We start from the raw sequence: 17,822 nt of genomic DNA on the forward strand, positions 1-17,822 counted from the left end.
ACTTGATTGATACGGTTCAGACGCACCAATGATCGCCCGCGATTTTTGACATTGAGGAACAAATATTGGCGCAGAAAAGACAGTTCCTGATGGGTGGTGTTTCGTTGACAAAAGGCCGGGTGGTCTCTTTTGGCCCAGTGATGCGCGAGATATGCGATCAACTGGAAAGCGACATTGCCAATTGGTTTGCGGCATCTGACTTGCCATTTGGCTGCATCCATCTAGTCATTAGACTTGGCGCGACTGCAGAAAAGTTGCCTCAATATCAGGCGGTTGACGCTCTACACAACGAGTTGCCAGTTTCGTTTGTTGCGTCGATGGATGACTTGCAGTCATTGGATCGTGCGGCTTTGAAGGTAGCTTTGCTCGAAGTTTGTGCCAGAACGCTGGAAGATATCGGGCGGCGCTATTCGGCCCCGCTGCCCGAACACTTGCACCACAATCATTTGGTTAAAGGGTCGTATCAGATCAAATCGCGTGGAGGGAGCGATTTGGAGTAAGCCGCGCTTGATCGCCTAGCACCCTTGAATTTGACGCAAGGCGATCCATCACTTGAAATTCCTGCTATCTTTGATCTGATCCCAAGCCCAGACGACCTCTTGCAACTGCTCTTCTTGGCTGCGATCCCCGCCGTTCATATCGGGGTGCAGCACCTTGATCAGCTTCTTGTAAGCCTTGCGTACCTCGGCTTTTGTTGCGTCGGCTTTTGCTTCCAGAATTTCGATGGCCCGCTTTTCGGTCGGGGGCAGACGGCGCGAGGCTGCTGAGCCGCCACGGCCGGGGTTCTGGGTCGCGTTCTTGCCCAAGACCTGATGCGGGTCCTCGATGCCCAGACGTGCCCATGCGCGTGCCTCAGGGTCGCCCATCGGCTTGGTCTGGCGTTCCCATACCTTGTCCTTGGATTGTTGGGCGTTGATCTCGGCCTCGGTCGTGCCGTCAAAGAAGTTCCACTTGTTGTTGTACTCGCGCACGTGCTGCTGGCAGAACCAGTAGAAATCATCCAGAACGTCCGGCGCTTTGGGCGCGCGAAACTTGCCCGGCTCGTTGCAGCCTTCGTGATCGCAGATGCGCGTTGATGTCTCTGACGCGCCGGACATACCCCTCCGTCCGCGCGGATTTTTCTTCTTTGCAGAAGACACGGACATATCAAAACCAAAAGGATCAGGTTTAGGCATGGAGGGGTCCTTTCCGACTCAGGCCCACAAGTTTAGAGTCTGAGTGCAGAGATTGAAGGGGGTGCATGAAAAAAATGTCAGTTGAAATGACTGTTCGGCAAGAAATTGAAGACAAGCTGCGCGCTGCCTTCAACCTACGTGATATCACCGTGGTCGATGACAGTGCAAGCCATGCGGGCCATTCAGGGGCCCCGGCGGCCGGCCAAAGTCACTTCAATGTCATGCTGCGAGCTTCTGAGTTTAAAGGGAAAAATCGTATCGCGCGACATCGCGCTGTTCACGCGGCCCTGGGTCCCGAATTGATCGGGCGCATTCACGCATTGGCGCTGGATCTGGATGTCTGAGAGACCCTAATCCTTTGTTTCTGCACCGCTGCGCTGGCTGGCCAGATTCTTGAGGGACGTGGTCATTCCAGACACAGGGCTGGTTTCTTCGACGCCGTTATCAGATGCCATCTGTGTGGCGCCCTCACCGGGCGAAAATGTCGCATCCTCTTCGCCGTCTTCCGCTTCGCCTTCGGGGGTTTCGTTGTCGGTCTCAGGGGTGTCAGCAGGCGGCGGAAGCAGCTCGGGTTCAAACTCGTCAATTGGGTCGCTGACCGGACGGCGAAAGACCAGGAGGTTGCGCCATTCCGTTGTGCTGCCCGTCAAGCCAGATCGTTCGATCGAAGGCAGCGTTTCCGCGCGCTGAAACTCCCAACCATCACGGCCCATATCGTTCATCATCGATTCCAGCGCATGTGCAAACCGCGCTTCCGGACCTTTGACGCCCTTGCTTTTCACGCCCTTGGTGGGGGCGGGTACAACCTTGTATTCCCAACCTGACACGACTTGTTCCCTTATCATGTTTCGCGCGGATATAGCCGGGCGGGTCACGGGTGAAAAGCCCGTCAGTCAGGTGCGGCGAATACCGATGCTGGCATGCACACCCTCTGGTTTGTTCAATGACGCATGTGCTTCGGCCACATCCTTCACCCGCGCCAGCACGCCACCGGGCATCGGGGCAACGCGTGGTCCTGATTGGTCCACATGCAATGTCATCGTCTCGCCTGTCGCTGCAAGCCAACCATCGGCGTGGCGCAACTCCTGAAAGGAGTGCAGCCGCTTTTCGTCAAAATCCACAAGGTGATAGCTGACAATCACCGGATCATTCACGTGCAATTCGCGGATATATCGGACGTGGAACTCGGCCGCATAGGTCGTGTTGCCGGTGCGCGACTGGTAGTCGGGCCCGAACCCGAAATGCTCAAACATCTGGTCTGCACCCATGTCGAACAGCACGCCATAGTAGGCCATGTTCAGGTGTCCGTTAAAGTCGATCCACTCGGGTTTGACGGTCATCACGGTCGATTGAAACGGGGCTTGCATGTGATCTCCTGCTGGCGCGTCCCTTCGGATTGCATGCGCGGGCAGGGGTGGTAAAGCTGAAAACCATTGTTTGAATGGATAGGCCATGACCGAAACCGTGCGCGCCCAGTACGAGGCGTTCCCTTACCCCGAACGTAAACCAACGGACGAACGCAAACGGCTGATCACAGGCTCGCCGTCCTTGCCGGTCGAAATGGACCATTGGCTGTGGGGCGGGGCGCGGGACTGGTCGCAGCCGCTCAAGGCTCTGGTCGCGGGTGGCGGGACAGGCGACGCCCTGATCCAGCTTGCGCAAAAGCTGACCGATGCCGGGCGATCCTATGACATCACCTATCTCGACCTGTCCCAAGCCTCGCGCCGGATTGCCGAGAAGCGGGCCGAGGTGCGCAAACTCAGTGGTATCACCTTTGTCACCGGGTCTTTGCTGGATGCGGGTGACTATGGCCCCTTCGATTATATCGACTGCTGCGGGGTGCTGCACCACCTGCCGGACCCGCAGGCCGGGTTCAACGCACTGGCCGGGGCCCTCAAACCGGACGGAGGGATCGGCCTGATGGTCTATGCCCCGCATGGGCGATCAGGTGTTTACCCGCTGCAAGACGCCTTCAACGTGCTTCTGCAAGACCTGCCGCCCGAAAAACAACTCAAAGCGGCCAAACGCATCTTTGACCGTCTGCCCGATGCGCACCCGTTCAAGCGCAACCAGCGCCTGGTGGATCACAAGAACGGGGACGCAGGGTTCTACGACTTGTTGCTGCACAGCCAAGATCGCCCGTACAGCATTACCGAACTATGGGCTGCGCTGAGCGCTGCAGGCTTGGACTATGCAGGCGCACCTGAGCCACAGCTTTATGATCCTGCACCCCTGCTTGACGATGTCCCCGACATGGAGCGCTGCGCGCGCATGCAACTGGCCGAGGACTTGCGTGGGACATTCAAGACGCATGTGGCCTATGCACGCCACAAAGGTCAGGTGATTGCGCCACCGATGTGGCAGGCGGATGCGATCCCCCACCTGCGCGACCTCGATGCCAAGGCGCTTGCGACGCATTTGACCAAAGGCAAAGGGCTGACCATCGATACCTCTGGCGAGGCGTTCCACTTCGAAATCCCGGCACAGGCAGCCGCGCTGGTGGAAAGGGTCGACGGGACGCGAAAGGTGGCAGAGATTGCGCCCTCATTGGAGGAGCGTGATGTTTGGAATATGGTTGAGGCTGCGCTGTGCAGCTCTGGAATGATGCACTATTCGGGAATTTTGGCGAAGGGTGAGTGATGAAAAAGCTGGTTGCAAGACTGTCATTTTTAGTCCCGACTTCGTGGCTTTCCACCGCATATCTCTTTGAAAGAATAGATATTTTGTCCGCTGATGCGGCAACATGCGACCATGAGTGGCACGTCGTTGCATCGATTCTAAGTAGCGTTGAATTGCAGGTGCATTGCTACAAATGCAATACCTACAGTGAGGTCCCGGACCCATCTAAAAAGGAATGGGACGAAAGCTACAATGCTATGGAAAACCCATATCCTTGGCGTGATCACTCGCGCATTAGATATTATCAAAACGAACGCGCAGATCAGAATTTTCAACCGCTCTCCAGATTGAACTAGCCTTTCAACCGTTCAGCTTCTTGGCGACGATCTCGTTCACAGCCTTGGGGTTCGCCTTACCACCTGTCGCCTTCATCACCTGACCCACGAACCAGCCAGCAAGCTTCGGGTTTTCCTTGGCTTTTTCAACTTGCGCAGGGTTGGCCGCAATCACTTCATCCACGGCGGCTTCGATGGCACCCGTGTCCGTCACCTGTTTCATACCACGGGCTTCGACGACCTCGGCCGGGTCGCCGCCTTCGGTGTAGATGATCTCGAACAGGTCCTTGCCAATCTTGCCCGAGATGTCGCCCTTGCCGATCAGGTCGATGATGCCGCCCAGCTGCGCGGGCGAAACGGGGCTTTCGGTGATGCCCTTGTCATCGTCGCGCTTCAAACGGCCAAACAGCTCGTTGATGGTCCAGTTCGCGGCCTGCTTTCCATCGCGGCCCTCGGCCACAGCTTCGAAGTAGGCGGCGGTGTCCACGTCTGCGGTCAGTACGGACGCGTCATAATCAGTTAGCCCAAAATCACCAATAAACCGGCTCTTCTTGGCATCCGGCAACTCGGGCAGGGAGGCTGCGATGTCATCCACCCATGCCTGTTCGATCTCAAGCGGCAGCAGGTCGGGATCAGGGAAATAACGATAGTCATGCGCTTCTTCCTTCGAGCGCATCGACCGGGTTTCACCCTTTTCCGGGTCATAAAGACGCGTTTCCTGATCGACCGTACCACCGGCTTCAACAATAGCAATCTGTCGCCGTGCCTCGACATCAATGGCCTGCTGGATAAAGCGCATCGAGTTCATGTTCTTGATCTCGCAGCGCGTGCCCAGATGGGAAAAATCCTGCGTTTCCTGATACTTCTCATAATCGCCGGGACGGCAGATCGACACGTTCACATCCGCGCGCAGGTTGCCGTTCTGCATGTTGCCATCGCAGGTGCCCAGATAGCGCATGATCTGACGCAGTTTGGCGATGTAGGCGGCGGCTTCCTCTGGGCCACGAATATCGGGACGGCTGACGATTTCCATCAGGCACACGCCGGTGCGGTTCAGGTCCACGAACGACATGTTCGGGTCCATGTCGTGGATCGATTTACCGGCGTCCTGCTCCATGTGAATACGCTCGATGCGCACCAGACGGGCGGTTCCATCGCCAAGCTCAACCAGCACTTCTCCTTCACCCACGATGGGGTGGTACAGCTGCGAAATCTGGTAGCCCTGTGGCAGGTCGGGGTAGAAATAGTTCTTCCGGTCAAAGGCCGAATTCAGGTTGATCTCGGCCTTCAGGCCCAGCCCGGTGCGCACGGCCTGTTCCACGCAGTATTCGTTGATGACAGGCAACATGCCGGGCATGGCCGCATCCACGAAGGCGACGTTGGAATTGGGTTCGGCACCGAACTTGGTCGAGGCACCCGAAAACAGCTTGGCGTTGGATGACACCTGCGCGTGCACCTCCATCCCGATCACCAGTTCCCAATCGTGCTTGGCACCGGCAATGGTCTTGGGTTTGGGAAGGTCGTACGTCAGGTCAAGCATGGTCTCACCGATCTCCATCAAGGGGCTATCGCGCGGTGTAATGCGCCGCCGCACGGCTCGCAAGAGGGCGCGACGATCCGGCGTCTTTGCACATGTGGTACGCTATGCAAGTTGGAACCATGAAGATTGATGAAATTCCGGTGCCCCAAGGCACACTGATCGCACCCTATGCTGACAAAGAGGCGCACTACACGGATTGTTTTGAAACGGTAGTTTCTGGCCCGGTGTCGCTGGCCGCCTTTATCAAAGCATTCTACATCCAGCCACTGTTCAAGGCGGAACGTATCGTTCTGCGTGTGCTGGCGCGCCAGGCATCGACGGATGCCGAAGTGCTGGCACTTGCCAGTGGTTCGATAGACCGTTTCGCGGTTTGGGAGGTGGAGGAACGCACAGCGGAAGAACTTCTGATGGTTGATAAATCAGGGCGCACGATGTCCTGGCTCATGGCGACCGAAGATCGCTTGCGGTTCGGAACCATTGTGGTCCCTCAACGCAACAAGTTGGGGAAGCTGACACTCGGTCCGGTGTTCCACAGCCTGACCGGTGCGCACAAAGTCTACTCTCGTGCGCTTCTGTCCGGGGCAGCACGCCGTGTTCAGAAAGACTGAAGCTCTGGCCCATCCATCGTGAAGACCACGTTGTTTCCCGCCGCCAGTTCGCGGCGAAAGAGTTGGTTCAAATAGCGCAACGCGTCTGCCCGTCCTGATGCGGCAAATCTGTCTGCGCACCGGACGCGCAATCCATTGTCGAATCCACGCGCGGCATGGGCCCAGACCATCGGGTGCAACTCGGTCAGATGTTCGCGCGTTACCTCATCGGCAGCGGCCGCAATCTGCAGTCTGACGTAGTCGGTTTCATCATCCCCGGTTGGCGAAGCGCCCATCGTGCTGGCGCAATATGCGGCAATCAGGTTTGTTGTGTACTGGTCGGGGCTTCGATTGAGGATGTCTTTCAGGCCATCCAAAAAGAAATCGAGATCCAGACGGGCGCAGGCTTTGCTGTCTTGTGCAATCGCGTCGAACATCACCCACGCATAGGCGCCGGTCCCCCACAGATCGGCCGTGTTGCCAGCGGCGCGGCGGGCCTCCATTTCGAGACTCGCATATGTGCCACGCCAGCGCGGCAACAAATGCGTGCCCATCGCGCGAAAGGCGCGCGGATTTTTGGGGTCCAGCTGAATCCATGTCTCGTAGTGGGACACCACGCGCGCTGTTGCGCCGCCCTGACCTGTGATCAAGGCACAATGGGCAGCGGCTAGAAACGGTGATGCGTGTTCCTTTGGATCGAATTCCAGAAGGATGTCCGCCGCCCTGTCGAAATGGGCGGCAAACGCCTCGCGATTGCGAACGGGTACTTCCACGTCCCAACCGGTGCCGCGCCATGCCCAGCCCAAATCCATATGCGTGTGCGCAACGATCGTGGCGATAACCGGGTTGCACGGATGATCCGCCAAAACTCTCTCGAGGGCTTCGATGCCTGCCAAAAGCGGAGCTTCCGGGTCGGGACGCCCCGAGATCAAGGCGTGTTCAGCTGCACTCACCACATCGGCGCGCGCGCCAAAGGCCAATAGTTCTGCAACGGGCGTGCCGCCCAGGGTCTTGTCTCTGGCTGCGTCAGCTTGATTGATCTCGGCCGTCAGCCGGGACCATTCGTCCAGACGCGCCAGTTTCAACCCACGGGCCTGATGCGTGTCACGCGCGCGTTCTTCTGCCGTAGGATTGGGGCAGGGGATCGAAAGGTGTCCCAGAGGTTTTGCCGAACGCGTGGGGGCGTGGCATTTGGTCTCGTCGGGCGCGTTTTGTCCCACCTGCAGAACGCCATCCGGGGCCATGGTCAAATGTGGCGTCGCAAGCAAGTTGCGAATATGCGACCACGGAACCCTGAGGCGTTCTGCAAAAGCCATCGTTACTTGTCCACTACTCGTTACATTCTCAAATTTGCCGTCTAAATGGGTCACAAAAGGGGCGAAGCCGGGACAAGTTCGCGCCTTGTATGTAGTCATTTTTGGCAAACTCTCGCGCTGGTTCTGCTAATGTACGACATCCGTGCAGATTGTTGCCAATGCGGCCACAGAACGCCAAATCTGGTTCCTGTAGCGACTGGACAGAGTCGTCAGGAAACGCGCATATTTGGTATCATGTTTGGTCTGCGCATCCTGCTGGTTCTTATCGCTTCACTTTCGATGCCGAATCTCTCGAAGGGCCAAGACAGCGGTCCCTATGATGGTCTGCGCCCGCCCGTCCGAACCAGCGACGTGCCACGGACCCGATGGTCGCATCAACCGGGCCATGTTCTCTGGAATCGCGCCGCTCTGTCTGCGCTTAAAGGGCATGGCAAACCACTGGTTGATCTGGTGCCAGCGGACATCTCGGACTGGTGTCCGCGCTATCCGGACGCGAATGATGATGACCGCCGGGCGTTTTGGCTTGGGTTCATGTCAGCCCTCGCCAAGTATGAAAGCACGTACAAACCGCGTGCCGTCGGAGGCGGCGGCAAGTGGTATGGCCTTTTGCAGATACTGCCGGCAACCGCGCGCGGTTATGGCTGCACTGTGGGGACGGGTGAGGCACTGAAAGACGGGGCCGCGAACCTCAGTTGCGCTGTGCGCATCATGGCCACGACGGTCCCTCGGGACGGCGTGATCTATGGCCGTGGCGGTAAAGGTGTCGCAGCCGACTGGGGACCGCTGCGATCTTCGTCCAAGCGCGCCGATATGGCCGGGTGGCTCAAACGCCAACGCTACTGCGCGCCTCTGGATTCGGTGCGCCCTGTGCCCCGACCCGCGCGCAAGGTGGCGCTCGACTGAGCGGAGCGCCCTGACGGGCGCACATGATGTTTTGCAGCCCCCTCCGGTGGCTGCGTTTGTGCGAGGCTCTGCCTCGCGCTCCGTGGTATTTTCAGTCAGAAGAAGATTGGATCAGGGTTTTTTCGATGCGATCCCAGACATGTGGATAGGTCAGCAGGATCAGGTGGCCGTGCCCCTTGATGAAAGCCACCCGCGCATCGGGAAGCGTGTCGACAAAGCGTTGTGTTGGCCGCGGAGGAAAGACCGGGTCGACCGCCCCGTGATAGAAGACAATGTTCGTCCCTGCCAATGCCTCTGGGTCCGGGTTTGTCCAACGCCGCAGGTCACGGGTGTGGCGCCGGTAGAGCCCGTTTTCCGGCAATTCGATGCGGCTGTCATTGGCGGCGACCAGTGCGTCTGCAGCCGCCACCGTTTCCGGGCGCGTTTCGACATCGGGACCGTAGGCGAGGCGGCGATAGTATTCGAGCCACACCTTGCGCGGGTTCAGGCTGCGGGCACGGGCCGCTGCGGCGGCCGTTCCTGCGGCACCACGCAGGCCTGCCAGAACGGGCTGGGGCGCGGGTAGGGCGGTTGAAATGCCGGTCACATGTACGTCCACGTCGGGAGAGGTTGCGCGAATGTCCTTGGCCGCTTCCAGTGCAATCACGGCGCCGGTGGAGTGGCCGATCAGATCGATGCGTTTCAGATCGTGGGTTTCGACAAGGCGCGCGATGCGTGCTGCCGCGCGGTCCAGCACGATGCTTTCTTCTGCTGGTCGTCCGTCAAAGCCCGGTAGGCGAAAATAGGCGACGGCCCGGTCTCTGGTTTCCAGATCGTCTATGGGGCGCAACACACGGATCGACGTCATTGCACCTGGGATGCCGATCACGATGCTGTCGGCGCGTTCCAAGGCCTTTGGGTCGAATAGAAGCGGGTCGGAGGGCGGGGCGGCCTCCTGAACGGCACAGGCGGTCAGCCAGAGGCTTGCTGCGAGGGCGCCGAGCCACCTCATCCCAGCAACGAGAAATGGTGCCGCTTCACGGTGATCCCCCGATCTGTCAGCACAGTTTCGAATGTGTCTGCGGGTGGCGTCGCTTCGAGTGGGACACGCACTTTGCGACCCGATGTCAGCACTGCGCTGGCTCGCACGGAAAAGTCGAGACGGGTATCGAGGCGGATATGGTCGATCTTGTCCCACGCGATGTCTCCGGCGCGGCGGCCCGCAAACCAGCTGAGCCCGTCCGATGCCAAGGCAAGGCCCGCGCTGCGCCCGGAGATCAGGTCATAGAGCGCGGGTGCCGTGCACAGTGCGATCAGCGCCATGAGGATCAGGGATGCGTCAAGCAGCGCGATGGCCGCAAGGATCAAGGTCCACACAACCACTAGCGCAACCAGCGTCCGCCGGTTGCGCCCGGTTGCTTCGTACCGGTAAGGCGTCATCGTCCGCCGGTGACGTCAAGGGTCGAGCCTGTGACATAGCTCGCCCCGTCTGACGCGAGCCAGAGGATTGCCTTGGCCACTTCCTCGGCCGACCCTTCGCGGCGCATGGGTACCATATGGGCCAGCTTCTGCGCGCGCCCGGGCTCGCCCCCTTTGGCATGCAGCTCGGTGTCGATCAGGCCCGGGCGGACCGACATGACGCGAATGCCATCGGGTGCCACCTCGTCCGATAGGCCCTTGGTAAATGTGTCGATCGCGGCCTTGGACGCGGCATAGTCAATATATTGATTGCCAGACCCCAGACGCGCTGCAGCAGAGGAGATGTTGATGATCACACCGCCCGTCCCCTGCGCCTGCATCCGGGTGACCGCTTCCTTGGCGACGAGCATCGCACCGATCACGTTGACATTCATCATGCGTGTCAGACGTGCATGGTCGATGTCGGTCAGCTTGGCGGTCTGATCCACGATACCGGCATTGTTGATCAGCACGTCGACACGGCCAAAGGCGTCGTCTGCGGCCTGGTAGATGCGGGCGATGTCTTCGGGATCGGCTACGTCCCCTTGCACGGTGATGGCGGTGCCGCCAGCCGCTTCGACCGCAGACTTTGCCGCGTTTGCGCCGCCCAGATCAGACCGGTAGGCCAGCACGAAATCATAGTCAGCGGCACCAAGCCGGACACATGCGGCACCAATACCGGCGGACGCGCCAGTGATCAGGCAGACAGGGCGTTTGGACATGGAATAACCTCTCAAATTCAATCAGTTCAGGGGGGTGTCAGACACGAAGCTCGTGCCGGGACTGTAGATGTGGAACCCATCCAGATCACCCTTGCCGACCTTTGCGCCAGCCATCCGTGCGGTGGCATAGGCGAGGGTCAAGTGAAACTGGGCGTTGGGCAAGGCATAGAGCAGGGCGTAGTCGCGGCCCGACTGAGTCAGCTCTGCCTCGCCCGCAACATGGGTGATCTCGCGCGCGTCAGCATCGTCAAAGGCAGAACGATCCAACTGATCCAGCAAGAACCGCATGTCATGGGCCAACGCAAGAATTGCGCCCGGATCGGTGTCCATCGGCATCTCGGGCACCTCGTCGCCCATCAAGGGCATGACCGTGCGTGCGACATAGCCCAAGGCCACGCAGAAATGCTCGGCCGCGGAAAAGCTGTCGGAGGCCAGCCGCGCCTCAAGCTGAGCGGGGTCGTCAAGGCAGGCCAGAAGGCGCTGCACCGCATCGGTGAGCCGCTTCAAGGGCGGGATCGTTGCGTCGTAAAGGTCCATGGTCGGCTCGGTTGTAGGGTAAGACCCGGGGGCTCTGCCCCCGGACCCCCGGAGTTTATTTGGCAAGATGAAGGCGGATCAGTCTTCACGAATACGGGTTATCATCTCGGTTGTGTCGCGGCTCAGGTTCGGGGTCGAGGCGATGCGCTCCAACTCCTTGCCGATCATCGACTGGCGGATCGCATCATAGCGGCGCCATGTCTGGAAGGCGGAGCACATGCGCGCAGTGGTCTGCGGGTTCACCGGATCGAGGTTGATCAGCCAGTCGGCCAGCAAGGTGTAGCCCGAGCCGTCCTTGGCATGGAAACCAGCGTGATGGGCAGCAAACGCCCCAAGGGTCGCACGGAAGCGGTTGGGGTTCTTCCAGTTGAAATCGGCGTGTTTCGTCAGTGCCTTGGCCGTGTCGGCGGCATCATCCGGCTTGGCCTCCATCACCTGCAATCCGAACCATTTGTCCATCACCAGTCGGTCCTGTTTCCACTGCGCCTCGAACTGGGCCAGGCCCGCATCGCCGCGGCCCGCACGGATCAGGTAGGCAAGGGCCGCCAATTGCTGGGTCATATTGGTGGCGCCGTCGAACTGTGCCTGTGCCATGTCCCCGCCATCAAGCCGCGTCAGCAGCGACAGCGCCGCGTTCCCGAGGGCCCGTTGCCCTGATTGCTCTGCCTCAGGGGCATAGGTAGCGTTCACCTGATGACGCTTGTACAAGTCGGGCAGGGCATCTGCCAAACGGTCTGCCAAAGCTTGTCTGTGGCGTTCGCTGGACTCCCAGATTGCATCAGGGTCTGGCGTTGTGCCATTGGCGTGCAGGTCTGCGGCCAGCTGCGACTGACCGGGCAGGGCAAGGCAATAGGCGCGGTAGGCCGGGTCGAGCGTGTCGTCGATCAGCAGGCCTGCTGCCCCGTCAAGCCACGCGGCGTCGGGCGCGCTGCCCTTTGTGACCGCGCTGATCAGGGACGCTTTGCCAAGGTTGCGCGCGGCTTCCCAGCGGTTGAACGGGTCGGTGTCGTGGGCCAGCAGGAACGCGTGGTCGGGCGTATGATCCAATTCGATGGGCGCCGAAAAGCCACGCAAGATCGACGGAACAGGCTTGGCGCCCAAGCCCGGAAAGCTGAAGCTCTGGCTGTCCTTGGTCAGCTCCAGCACCTGCGTTGTTAAAACCTCGTCTCCGTTTAGACCCAACAGGCCGACGGCAATCGGGATCACTTGGGCTTGCGGGGCAGGTGTCGCGGAAGACGGTGGCGTATGCTGTTTAAAGGTTAGCGTGTAGGTGCCGTTTTCAAAGCTGTCCGTGACAGCAACCCGTGGCGTGCCGGCTTGTGAATACCAGCGCTTGAATTGGGTCAGGTCACGACCCGTGGCGTCCTCGAACACCTTCAGCCAGTCTTCGATCGTTGCGGCATCGCCATCGTGGCGGTCGAAATAACGATCGAGGGCCTTCTTGTATCCCTCATCGCCCACCAGAGTCTTGAGCATGCGGATCACTTCCGCCCCTTTCTCATAGACAGTGGCGGTGTAGAAGTTGTTGATTTCTTGAAAGCTTTCGGGCCGCACCGGGTGCGCAAGCGGGCCTTGGTCCTCGGGAAATTGGCGTGCGCGCAGATCGATCACATCGCTGATCCGTTTGACCGGTTCCGACCGCATATCGGCGGTGAACTGGCTATCGCGGAAAACGGTAAGTCCTTCTTTCAGACACAGCTGGAACCAGTCGCGGCAAGTGATCCGGTTGCCCGTCCAGTTGTGGAAGTATTCGTGGGCGATGATCGCTTCGATCCGTTCGAAATTACCGTCCGTGGATGTCTCGGGCGACGCCAGCACAGCCGAGGCGTTGAAGATGTTCAGCCCCTTGTTTTCCATCGCGCCCATATTGAAATCGTCCACGGCCACGATGTTGAAAACATCAAGGTCATAGGCACGGCCATAGACATCCTCGTCCCATTTCATCGAATCCTTCAGCGCCTGCATGCCAAAGGCGCATTTGCCTTCATCCCCGGGCCGGACATACAGGGCGAGGTCCACCTTGCGCCCCTCCATGGTCGTAAAGCTGTCGCGATGGGCGACCAACTCTCCGGCCACCAGTGCAAAAAGGTATGCGGGCTTGGGCCACGGGTCGTGCCATTCGGCCCAACCCTCGCCAGACGCAACCGGATTGCCGTTGGACAGCAGCACCGGGTGCGGTCCGTTGATCCGGACCGAGAAGGTCGACATCACGTCTGGCCGGTCGGGGTAGTAGGTGATCTTGCGGAACCCTTCGGCTTCGCACTGGGTGCAATACATGCCGTTCGACAGGTACAGCCCTTCAAGCGCCGTGTTGGCAGCCGGATCGATCTGCACCTCGGCTTCCCATGTGAAAGGCACGTTGGGCACGTCGCAGGTCAGCCCGTCATCCGTGAGGGCTGGTTTGACCGTTTCGCCGTCGATCTTGGCCGAGACCAGTGACAGGTTTTCGCCGTGCAGGAAAAACGTCTTGTCGGTGGCTTCGGGGTTTGGCGAGAACTTGATGCGCGATGTGACCCGTGTGGCCGACGGGGCCAGATCGAAGGTCAGATGCACCTCATCCACAATATAGCCGAAGGGGGTGTAGTCCTTGAGGTAGATCGTCTGTGGGGATGCGTCGCGCATGGGGTCGCCTTTGTGGTCCAGGGTTGCGCGGACGGTAGGCCGATGGCGCGGCAGCGGCAAGAGTGTCGCGGGCGGGTTGGCAAGGATGTGTTCACTGCTAGCTTTGGGCGCATGATGACTGTGGTTTGGTTCAAACGGGATTTGCGGGTGGCAGATCACCCAGCGCTTGCACGGGCAGCGGTGCAGGGGGATGTGATTCCACTTTATGTGTTTGAGCCGGAGTATTGGGCGGAACCTGATGTGTCGGGCCGCCAGTTCGCGTTTGTGCGTGAGAGTGTTGATGACCTGACGAGCGATCTGGCGGGGCTTGGTGCGCCTTTGGTGGTGCGGGTCGGGCGCGTCGTGGATGTGCTGGCCGATCTACATGCGCGTGTTGGATTTGATGGGGTGATCAGTCACGAGGAAACGGGCAATGCTTGGACCTTTGCCCGGGATCGCGAGGTGGCTGCCTGGTGTCGCGTCAACGGTGTGGCGTGGGAAGAGCTGGCGCAGTCCGGCGTGGTCCGCCGCCTGAATGGTCGCGATGGGTGGGCCAAGCAGCGCAACGCTTTTTTGCGCCTGCCGCAGGTGGATGTCCCCGCGGGGATCACGGGCCCTGTGGTGCCGTCGGATGATGTGCCGACCTTGGTGGCAAGTGATCATTGTCCGGAGCGGCAGTTGGGTGGGCGTCAGATGGCGTTGTCCCTGTTGGGGTCATTCCTGACAGAGCGGGGGCAACGCTATCGCAAGGACATGTCGTCACCTGTGACGGGCGAGTGGTCCTGTTCCCGGTTGTCTCCGTACCTGGCCTTCGGGTGTTTGTCGGGGCGCGAAGCGTCTCAGGCTGCTGCCGCGCGCCAGCGTGAGGTGAAGGGAACGCGCGAAGGGTGGGGTGGGTCTCTGAAGTCCTTTCAGGCAAGGCTCGCCTGGCGGGATCACTTCATGCAGAAGCTCGAGGACGAACCGGCGCTTGAGCACCGATGCCTCCATTCGGCCTATGAGGATATGCGCCCAAAGGTGCCGGATGCGGAACGGCTCGCGGCTTGGGAGAAGGGAGAGACCGGTCTCCCATTTGTCGATGCTTGCATGAGGTATCTGGCGGCGACGGGATGGATGAACTTCCGGATGCGGTCGATGTTGATGGCCGTTGCGTCCTATCACCTGTGGCTGGACTGGCGGTTGACGGGCCTGCATCTGGCGCGGCAGTTTACCGATTTTGAGCCGGGCATTCACTGGCCGCAAAGCCAGATGCAATCGGGGACCACGGGCATGAACACCATCCGTATCTACAACCCCGTCAAGCAGGGGAAAGATCAGGACCCGACCGGTGTGTTCACGCGAAAATGGTGCCCTGAACTGGCGCGCGTGCCGGATGCGTTCTTGCAGGAACCATGGACATGGGACGGGGCAGGGACGTTGCTGGGCAAGACCTATCCTGCGCCTGTCGTTGACGTTTTGGAGGCGGCCCGCGAAGCGCGGGACAAGGTCTGGGCCGTGCGGCGCGGCGGGGCGTTTCGGGATGAGGCGCAGCGTGTTGTGCACAAGCACGCCAGCCGCAAGGACCCGCAGGGACACTTTGTTGATGACCGCGCCCCAAGACGGCGCAAGGCATCGGTGTCGCCAGCCAAGGATGGCCGGCAGATGGGGTTCGATTTCTGATGGGCCGGATGCGCAAGAAGGCGGACTTGCCTGAAAAAACCTGCCCGGTTTGCGATCGTCCTTTCACGTGGCGAAAGAAGTGGGAAAAGGTCTGGGACGAAGTCAAATATTGCTCGGATCGGTGCCGTCGCGAGGCGCGCACAAAGGCGTTGAGACGGCCTTGAGCCGATTTGTCCCCGCGGGGACACGCTTTTCGGTCAGCTCATTGAATTTTCATGGTTTTGTGAAAGTGCCGATGGATCAACGGGTTGACCCATCGCACGGCGTGTTTTGCAGATTTTAACCACCGGGAACGCACACTGCACCCCGAGAGGGGGCGGCACTTTGTTTGGTCGAGACAGCGGCCGCTCATCCATCAGCGATGATCGCCTTGTAAGACGCCGCCCGGCGTTGATCCGAGCGACGTACGGTTCGAGCCAAGACGACATTGCAGGGTAGGGCCTATCACTGCGGTCTTGGACCTGTGCCTTAATATATGTCCGACAAACGCAGCCGCCTTCCGCCATACGGCCTAGGCAAAAATCTCCTTGAACCTGTCGACACAGAGCCGAAACCCGTCTTCGAAGTAGCCATTGCCGGGATGGTACACGCTTTCAAAGGAAATCACGCCGTCATAGCCATCGTCTCGCAGGGCGTTTGCCATCGGCTCAAACTGGTCGGCGAGCTGGCCTTCACCCATGCGGCGCACTTCAAGGGTGGCGCGCGGTGTGTCGACCATGACATCCTTGATATGAACATGGCCCAGATAGCCCCCGCGCATTTCTTCATAGCCATCGGGGTAGGCGCGTTCATGACACCAGCAATTGTTGCCCGGGTCCCAAAGCACTTTCAGCGTGTCCTTGGCATCCAGATCGTCAATGAGTTTCCGCGCCGTGTAGCAGGAGTTCACAAGCGTGCCGTTGCCCGTCTCTACAACCAGAACCACCCCTTCGGATTTTGCCAGTTCAACGGCTGGTGCGATCAGAGGCGGCATCGTGTCCCAGACCCCGTGGGCGACATTCCATTTTTCGGCGCCATGGCTGCCCCAAAGGATCTGTTCCTTGCGTTGGGTCATGATGCGGACCAGCGGCGCGCCAACGACATGTGCCATGTCGATGACCCGTTTGAGCGCATCCATATGTTGGGTGTGCAGCGCGTCACCCGGTCGGTTGGCCGCTGTCATTCCCGCAAATATGTGACGCGAGAGACAGGATACAGGCTTGCCCCGGTCACGCAGAAGGCTGTCTATCTCGGCGACCTCCGCCTTTGAGTGATCGCCCACCTCGGTGTCGCCGACGAATTGCAGCTCGGCATATTCGAGGTCAAATTCATCCATCACGTCGATGGCGTGCCCAAGATCACGGCTGATGCCGTCGCAAATTACACCCAGTTTCATGTCGACCCCTCCGGAGTGCGGTGCAACTCGGCGCCGACGATGTCTTCGATGACGCGGGTGCATACCCAATTGTCACCGTCCGGATACTTCGATTTGCCCGCCTGAAAAATCTGCATGGCGGCCGAGGCGGTGTGCATGGGCACGCCAAGATCGGAGGCCAGTTCAAGCGATATGGTGAGGTCCTTGTGCATGGTCGAGATATGACTGCCCGTGCCTTCGAATTGCCGGTCGATGATGTGTTCCAATGCCGTGTTTGCCACGCCACAGCCTGCGCCAGAGGTGGAGAAGACGCGCAACAGGGCATCGCCGGGTACGCCCGCTTTTGCGGCAAGGGCGCTGGCTTCGAACGTGGCGGAGAAGATCGACCCGATCAGTGTTTGTAGGCAGGCCTTCATGGTTTGCCCATCGCCTGCCTTGGTGCCGACATGATGGATGGTTGCCGAGACCGCCTTCATGACCGAGACATTGGCCTCAATCACCGCGGCATCGGCTGCGGCCATCATGGTGAGCGTTCCGTTCTGTGCGCCTGCGAAGCCGCCGGATACTGGGCTGTCAATCAGATGCACGCCTGACCCGTCCATGGCATGACCGATCGCCTGCGCCTCGGCTGGTTTTATCGTCGCCGTCAGGATGACTGATCCGCCGGGGGACATGTTGGCGACCAGCCCGTCGGGCCCGAGAATGACCGATTTGGCCTGATCGCCGTTCATCACCATCACGAAGGCACAGTCAGACTGTGCCCCGATCTCTGCCGGGCTGTGTGCCGGGGTGCCTCCCATCTGTTCAAACTGGGTCATGCGATCCTTGCTCAGATCGAGACCCCAGGTTTGAAATCCATTTCCAATGAGGTTCTTGGCTAGGCCACTGCCCATATCGCCAAGTCCCACTACGCCTACGGTTTTCATAAAAAACCTCCCGCTGTTTTAGGCAGCCGCATGCGAATGCGAGCTGACATTTCGAAAAGACGCCAAGGGGCATCCAATTTCGCGGGGATTTCACACGCCGATGTGCGGCGT

The 17,822-nt window shown here is 59.7% G+C and carries 19 protein-coding genes; 7 read left to right on the plus strand and 12 right to left on the minus strand.

The genetic code is table 11. From position 1 onward, the window contains the following. Nucleotides 1-65: 65 nt before the first annotated feature. Nucleotides 66-500, plus strand: coding sequence for an Imm39 family immunity protein (locus IE087_RS13300; RefSeq protein ID WP_189369827.1), 435 nt, complete (start codon nucleotides 66-68; stop codon nucleotides 498-500). Between the two features lie 48 nt (nucleotides 501-548). Here IE087_RS13300 and IE087_RS13305 read toward each other — a convergent pair whose 3' ends face one another. After that, nucleotides 549-1,175 (minus strand): J domain-containing protein, encoded by a 627-nt coding sequence (locus tag IE087_RS13305; protein WP_189369828.1) that lies wholly within the window; start codon nucleotides 1,173-1,175, stop codon nucleotides 549-551. 86 nt (nucleotides 1,176-1,261) lie between these two features. On the opposite strand from IE087_RS13305, the gene IE087_RS13310 reads away from it, so the two are divergent. Then, nucleotides 1,262-1,519, plus strand: a complete 258-nt coding sequence (locus IE087_RS13310; protein ID WP_189369985.1) for a BolA family protein — start codon at nucleotides 1,262-1,264, stop codon at nucleotides 1,517-1,519. 6 nt (nucleotides 1,520-1,525) lie between these two features. On the opposite strand, the gene IE087_RS13315 is transcribed toward IE087_RS13310, so the two are convergent. Then, the gene (locus tag IE087_RS13315; protein ID WP_189369829.1) at nucleotides 1,526-2,002 is read right to left on the minus strand and encodes a DUF4177 domain-containing protein; all 477 of its coding nucleotides are present in this window, start codon (nucleotides 2,000-2,002) and stop codon (nucleotides 1,526-1,528) included. Nucleotides 2,003-2,068: 66 nt separating this feature from the next. After that, nucleotides 2,069-2,542: a thioesterase family protein gene (locus tag IE087_RS13320; protein WP_189369830.1), complete on the minus strand. Its 474-nt coding sequence runs from the start codon at nucleotides 2,540-2,542 to the stop codon at nucleotides 2,069-2,071. An 85-nt stretch (nucleotides 2,543-2,627) separates the two neighbouring features. Here IE087_RS13320 and IE087_RS13325 point away from each other — a divergent pair, with 85 nt between their 5' ends. Next, the gene (locus IE087_RS13325) at nucleotides 2,628-3,815 is read left to right on the plus strand and encodes a class I SAM-dependent methyltransferase (RefSeq protein WP_189369831.1); all 1,188 of its coding nucleotides are present in this window, start codon (nucleotides 2,628-2,630) and stop codon (nucleotides 3,813-3,815) included. A 339-nt stretch (nucleotides 3,816-4,154) separates the two neighbouring features. On the opposite strand, the gene gatB is transcribed toward IE087_RS13325, so the two are convergent. Beyond that, nucleotides 4,155-5,669 carry an Asp-tRNA(Asn)/Glu-tRNA(Gln) amidotransferase subunit GatB gene (gatB, locus tag IE087_RS13330; protein ID WP_189369832.1) on the minus strand — a complete coding sequence of 505 codons (1,515 nt, stop codon included), beginning with the start codon at nucleotides 5,667-5,669 and terminating at the stop codon, nucleotides 4,155-4,157. Between the two features lie 119 nt (nucleotides 5,670-5,788). Here gatB and IE087_RS13335 point away from each other — a divergent pair, with 119 nt between their 5' ends. Next, nucleotides 5,789-6,277, plus strand: coding sequence for a hypothetical protein (locus IE087_RS13335; protein ID WP_189369833.1), 489 nt, complete (start codon nucleotides 5,789-5,791; stop codon nucleotides 6,275-6,277). Here IE087_RS13335 and IE087_RS13340 read toward each other — a convergent pair. Further along, nucleotides 6,265-7,572, minus strand: a complete 1,308-nt coding sequence (locus IE087_RS13340; RefSeq protein WP_229801380.1) for a hypothetical protein — start codon at nucleotides 7,570-7,572, stop codon at nucleotides 6,265-6,267. The two genes, IE087_RS13335 and IE087_RS13340, sit on opposite strands and share 13 nt — an antisense overlap. 243 nt (nucleotides 7,573-7,815) lie before the next feature. Between IE087_RS13340 and IE087_RS13345 the strand changes: the two genes are divergently transcribed. Next, on the plus strand, nucleotides 7,816-8,475 hold the full coding sequence (locus tag IE087_RS13345) for a transglycosylase SLT domain-containing protein (RefSeq protein WP_373296516.1): 660 nt from the start codon (nucleotides 7,816-7,818) through the stop codon (nucleotides 8,473-8,475). A gap of 91 nt (nucleotides 8,476-8,566) precedes the next feature. Here the strand turns inward: IE087_RS13345 and IE087_RS13350 are convergent, their stop codons facing one another. The 5 genes from IE087_RS13350 to pepN all read right to left on the minus strand — a co-directional run bounded on the left by IE087_RS13350 (nucleotide 8,567) and on the right by pepN (nucleotide 13,793). Then, nucleotides 8,567-9,466 (minus strand): alpha/beta fold hydrolase, encoded by a 900-nt coding sequence (locus IE087_RS13350; RefSeq protein ID WP_189369835.1) that lies wholly within the window; start codon nucleotides 9,464-9,466, stop codon nucleotides 8,567-8,569. Continuing rightward, entirely contained in the window at nucleotides 9,463-9,894 is a 432-nt protein-coding gene (locus tag IE087_RS13355; protein ID WP_189369836.1) for a hypothetical protein, read from the minus strand. Before IE087_RS13355 ends, IE087_RS13350 begins: the two co-directional genes overlap by 4 nt. Next, complete coding sequence (locus IE087_RS13360) at nucleotides 9,891-10,634, minus strand: SDR family oxidoreductase (RefSeq protein ID WP_189369837.1); 744 nt, start codon at nucleotides 10,632-10,634, stop codon at nucleotides 9,891-9,893. The genes IE087_RS13355 and IE087_RS13360 overlap by 4 nt, the downstream gene beginning before the upstream one ends. A gap of 21 nt (nucleotides 10,635-10,655) precedes the next feature. Continuing rightward, on the minus strand, nucleotides 10,656-11,171 hold the full coding sequence (locus IE087_RS13365; RefSeq protein WP_189369838.1) for a DUF1993 family protein: 516 nt from the start codon (nucleotides 11,169-11,171) through the stop codon (nucleotides 10,656-10,658). A gap of 78 nt (nucleotides 11,172-11,249) precedes the next feature. Next, nucleotides 11,250-13,793 (minus strand): aminopeptidase N, encoded by a 2,544-nt coding sequence (pepN, locus tag IE087_RS13370; RefSeq protein WP_189369839.1) that lies wholly within the window; start codon nucleotides 13,791-13,793, stop codon nucleotides 11,250-11,252. 111 nt (nucleotides 13,794-13,904) lie between these two features. Between pepN and IE087_RS13375 the strand changes: the two genes are divergently transcribed. Beyond that, complete coding sequence (locus tag IE087_RS13375) at nucleotides 13,905-15,431, plus strand: FAD-binding domain-containing protein (RefSeq protein ID WP_189369840.1); 1,527 nt, start codon at nucleotides 13,905-13,907, stop codon at nucleotides 15,429-15,431. After that, on the plus strand, nucleotides 15,431-15,595 hold the full coding sequence (locus IE087_RS13380) for a DUF2256 domain-containing protein (protein WP_189369841.1): 165 nt from the start codon (nucleotides 15,431-15,433) through the stop codon (nucleotides 15,593-15,595). The genes IE087_RS13375 and IE087_RS13380 overlap by 1 nt, the downstream gene beginning before the upstream one ends. A 347-nt stretch (nucleotides 15,596-15,942) precedes the next feature. On the opposite strand, the gene IE087_RS13385 is transcribed toward IE087_RS13380, so the two are convergent. Both IE087_RS13385 and IE087_RS13390 read right to left on the minus strand, forming a co-directional pair. Further along, nucleotides 15,943-16,806, minus strand: coding sequence for a sugar phosphate isomerase/epimerase family protein (locus tag IE087_RS13385; RefSeq protein ID WP_189369842.1), 864 nt, complete (start codon nucleotides 16,804-16,806; stop codon nucleotides 15,943-15,945). After that, a complete protein-coding gene (locus IE087_RS13390; RefSeq protein ID WP_189369843.1) occupies nucleotides 16,803-17,711 on the minus strand; it encodes an NAD(P)-dependent oxidoreductase in 909 nt (302 codons plus the stop codon). The genes IE087_RS13385 and IE087_RS13390 overlap by 4 nt, the downstream gene beginning before the upstream one ends. Nucleotides 17,712-17,822 lie beyond the last annotated feature (111 nt).

The organism is Tateyamaria omphalii (genome assembly GCF_014651375.1).
Lineage (GTDB): Bacteria > Pseudomonadota > Alphaproteobacteria > Rhodobacterales > Rhodobacteraceae > Tateyamaria > Tateyamaria omphalii.

Coding starts and splice junctions, on each gene's coding strand:
- IE087_RS13305 (WP_189369828.1), bottom strand. CDS start 1,175: ATGCCTAAACCTGATCCTTTTGGTTTTGATATGTCCGTGTCTTCTGCA.
- IE087_RS13310 (WP_189369985.1), top strand. CDS start 1,262: ATGACTGTTCGGCAAGAAATTGAAGACAAGCTGCGCGCTGCCTTCAAC.
- IE087_RS13320 (WP_189369830.1), bottom strand. CDS start 2,542: ATGCAAGCCCCGTTTCAATCGACCGTGATGACCGTCAAACCCGAGTGG.
- IE087_RS13325 (WP_189369831.1), top strand. CDS start 2,628: ATGACCGAAACCGTGCGCGCCCAGTACGAGGCGTTCCCTTACCCCGAA.
- gatB (WP_189369832.1), bottom strand. CDS start 5,669: ATGCTTGACCTGACGTACGACCTTCCCAAACCCAAGACCATTGCCGGT.
- IE087_RS13335 (WP_189369833.1), top strand. CDS start 5,789: ATGAAGATTGATGAAATTCCGGTGCCCCAAGGCACACTGATCGCACCC.
- IE087_RS13340 (WP_229801380.1), bottom strand. CDS start 7,572: ATGGCTTTTGCAGAACGCCTCAGGGTTCCGTGGTCGCATATTCGCAAC.
- IE087_RS13350 (WP_189369835.1), bottom strand. CDS start 9,466: ATGAGGTGGCTCGGCGCCCTCGCAGCAAGCCTCTGGCTGACCGCCTGT.
- IE087_RS13355 (WP_189369836.1), bottom strand. CDS start 9,894: ATGACGCCTTACCGGTACGAAGCAACCGGGCGCAACCGGCGGACGCTG.
- IE087_RS13360 (WP_189369837.1), bottom strand. CDS start 10,634: ATGTCCAAACGCCCTGTCTGCCTGATCACTGGCGCGTCCGCCGGTATT.
- IE087_RS13365 (WP_189369838.1), bottom strand. CDS start 11,171: ATGGACCTTTACGACGCAACGATCCCGCCCTTGAAGCGGCTCACCGAT.
- pepN (WP_189369839.1), bottom strand. CDS start 13,793: ATGCGCGACGCATCCCCACAGACGATCTACCTCAAGGACTACACCCCC.
- IE087_RS13375 (WP_189369840.1), top strand. CDS start 13,905: ATGATGACTGTGGTTTGGTTCAAACGGGATTTGCGGGTGGCAGATCAC.
- IE087_RS13380 (WP_189369841.1), top strand. CDS start 15,431: ATGGGCCGGATGCGCAAGAAGGCGGACTTGCCTGAAAAAACCTGCCCG.
- IE087_RS13385 (WP_189369842.1), bottom strand. CDS start 16,806: ATGAAACTGGGTGTAATTTGCGACGGCATCAGCCGTGATCTTGGGCAC.
- IE087_RS13390 (WP_189369843.1), bottom strand. CDS start 17,711: ATGAAAACCGTAGGCGTAGTGGGACTTGGCGATATGGGCAGTGGCCTA.